Consider the following 3384-nt stretch of genomic DNA (forward strand, 5'->3'; position numbering starts at 1 on the left):
GAACAAGAAGCGGCGGCGCCCCCGCCGCCTCCCCCTCCGCTACCTGCTGCCGTCGCTGCTCCTCGTCGCCCTGTCGGCGATGCTGATGCTTCGCGGGTACGTGAACAGCGAGATCCTCGCCGACCACCGCGTCCGCCCGCCGGGGGCGACCGGCGACGTGCCGCAGGACATCCTGTCGGGCGGCCCCGTCATCGACACCCGGGACGGCCGCGTCGGCACGGTGCGGGTGCCCGACCGCCAGCTGGTGCTGACCTTCGACGACGGCCCGAACCCCGAGTGGACCCCCAAGGTCCTCGACGTGCTCGAGAAGCACGACGCGCACGCCGTCTTCTTCGTCACCGGCACGATGGCCTCCCAGCACCCCGAACTCGTCGCCCGCATGGTGGCCGAGGGACACGAGATCGGGGTGCACACCTTCAACCACCCCGACCTCTCCTACCAGAGCCCCGCACGCATCGACTGGGAGCTCTCGCAGACCCAGACCGCGCTGGCCGGCGCCGCCGGCATCCGTACCTCGCTGTTCCGCCCGCCGTACTCGTCGTTCGCCGACGCCATGGACGACAACAGCTGGCCGGTCACCCGGCACATCGGTGAGCGCGGGTACCTGACCGTCCTCAACAACACCGACAGCGAGGACTGGAAGCGTCCCGGCGTCGACGAGATCGTCCGCCGGGCCACCCCCCAGCACGGGGCGGGAGCGATCGTGCTGATGCACGACTCCGGCGGCGACCGCAGCCAGACCGTGGCCGCGCTCGACCGGATGCTGCCCGCCCTCGAGCGCGAGGGCTACGCGTTCCAGAACCTCTCCGAGGCGCTGGACGGGCCGAGCGCCCACACCGAGGTGTCCGGCGCGGAGCTGTGGAAGGGCAAGGCCTGGGTGTGGCTGGTGCAGGCCTCCGAGTCGGTCACCACCGTGCTGGTGTCCGGCCTGGTGGTGATCGGCGCCCTGGTCATCGGCCGGTTCGCGCTGATGCTGCTGCTGTCCGCGCTGCACGTCCGCCGGGTGCGCCGACGCGGCGGCCGGTGGGGCGAGCGGCCGGTCACCGCACCGGTGACGGTGCTGGTCCCGGCGTACAACGAGGCCAAGTGCATCGAGAACACGGTCCGTTCGCTGATGGCGAGTGAGCACCCCATCGAGGTGGTCGTCATCGACGACGGGTCGTCCGACGACACCGCCGGCATCGTCGAGGCGATGGACCTGCCCAACGTCCGGGTGGTCCGTCAGGTCAACGCCGGCAAGCCCGCCGCCCTCAACCGCGGCATCGCCAACGCGAGTCACGACATCATCGTGATGATGGACGGCGACACCGTCTTCGAGGCGGCCACCGTGCGGGAGCTGGTCCAGCCGTTCGCCGACCCGGGGGTCGGGGCGGTGGCCGGCAACGCCAAGGTCGGCAACCGGGACTCGCTGATCGGGGCCTGGCAGCACATCGAGTACGTGATGGGCTTCAACCTGGACCGCCGCATGTACGACGTGCTGCGCTGCATGCCGACCATCCCCGGCGCGGTCGGGGCGTTCCGGCGCAGCGCGCTGGAGCGGGTCGGCGGGATGAGCGAGGACACCCTCGCCGAGGACACCGACATCACCATGGCGATCCACCGGGACGGCTGGCAGGTCGTGTACGCGGAGAACGCCCGGGCGTGGACCGAGGCGCCCGAGTCGGTGCAGCAGCTGTGGTCGCAGCGCTACCGGTGGTCCTACGGCACCATGCAGGCCATCTGGAAGCACCGCGGCGCGATCCTCGACAAGGGCTCCTCCGGGCGGTTCGGCCGGGTCGGGCTGCCGCTGGTCTCGCTCTTCATGGTGCTGGCGCCGCTGCTGGCCCCGCTCTTCGACGTGTTCCTGGTCTACGGGCTGGTCTTCGGCCCGACCGGGGCGACGGTCGGCGCCTGGCTGGGCGTGCTCGCCGTCCAGGCGGTCTGCGCGGCCTACGCGTTCCGGCTGGACAAGGAGTCCATGCGGTACCTGATCTCGCTGCCGTTGCAGCAGATCCTCTACCGGCAGCTGATGTACGTGGTCCTGCTGCAGTCCTGGATCACGGCGCTGACCGGCGGCCGCCTGCGGTGGCAGAAGCTGCGCAGGACCGGCGTGGTCGACGCCGCCCCGGTGGCCGGATCCGGCGCGCGGGAGGCCAGGGCATGAGCACGGAGACGACCGGAACGACCGGAACGACCGGGACGACCGGGACGACGGACACTCCGCCCTTCGCCGGGGACCCCGCCGGTGCCGAGGTCACGCCCCCGGACGGGACCGGCTCCGCCGCCCCGCGCGGCAGGGCCCGGGACCGCTACCTGGACCTGCTGCGCGCCCTCGCGCTGCTGCGGGTGATGGTCTACCACGTCTTCGGGTGGGCCTGGCTGACGGTCCTGTTCCCCTCCATGGGCGTGATGTTCGCCCTCGCGGGCGCGCTGACAGCGCGGTCCCTGCAGCGGCCGGGCGGCTCGGCGCGCACGGTCGTCGCATCGCGGGTGCGGCGTCTGCTGCCGCCGCTGTGGGCCTTCTCCGCGGTGCTGCTCGGCGTGCTGTTCCTGGGCTTCGGCTGGCGGCCCGACGGGATGGGGGGCTGGACCGGGATGCTCGACTACCTGGTGCCGGTGGGCGCACCTCCCTACCCGGAGCAGGTGGGCTCGGAGTCCGGGCTGCTGGACGCCACCTGGGTGATGGAGGGCGCCGGCCCGCTCTGGTACCTCCGCGCCTACCTGTGGTTCGTGGTCGCCTCCCCGCTGCTCCTGCGGCTCTTCCGCCGTGCGCCCTGGCCCACGCTGCTCGCGCCGCTCGCCCTGACCGGCGTGTTCGGCACGGGCCTGGTCGAGATCCCCGGCGAGACCGGCGAGGCGGTCAAGGACTTCTGTGTCTACGGCAGTTGCTGGATCCTCGGCTTCGCCCACGAGAACGGGGCGCTCGCCCGGGTGCCGCGGTATGTCAGCGTCTCCGCCGCCTCGACGATGATGGCGCTGGGCCTGTGGTGGGCCTCCGGGCACCAGGGGGAGGACCGGTGGGACCTCAACGACATCGCCCCTGCGCAGGCGCTGTGGTCGTTCGGCTTCGTGGTGGTCCTGCTGGTCTACGCGCCGGTGTGGACGGACCTGCCCGGGCGGCTGCGGCGCTGGGACGGCCTGGTCACCCTCGCCAACAACCGCGCGGTCACCGTGTACCTGTGGCACAACCTGCTGATCGCCCTGACCTTCCCGCTGCTCGACCTGTTCGGGGTGGGTGACGCGTGGTCGCTGCCGGGGTCCTTCCTCCTGCTGCTGCCGCTCCTTGCCCTGGTGGTGCTCGCGTTCGGCTGGGTCGAGGACGTCGCGGCGGGCCGCCGGATCCGGCCCTGGCCGACCGGGCGGACCCGGCGCCGCGCGGCCGTGCGGTGAGCAGCCCTCCGGCCG

2 protein-coding genes are annotated in these 3384 nt (G+C 72.4%); both read left to right on the forward strand.

All coding sequences use genetic code 11. The features are described 5' to 3' along the window. On the forward strand, nt 1-2143 hold a 2143-nt coding region (locus ACOV8S_RS18595), incomplete at its 5' end, for a glycosyltransferase (RefSeq protein WP_448318942.1). After that, nucleotides 2140-3369, forward strand: a complete 1230-nt coding sequence (locus tag ACOV8S_RS18600; protein ID WP_448318943.1) for an acyltransferase family protein — start codon at nt 2140-2142, stop codon at nt 3367-3369. The genes ACOV8S_RS18595 and ACOV8S_RS18600, both read left to right, overlap by 4 nt. The last annotated feature ends 15 nt before the right edge of the window (nt 3370-3384 follow it).

Source organism: Streptomyces sp. CO7 (assembly GCF_053474865.1).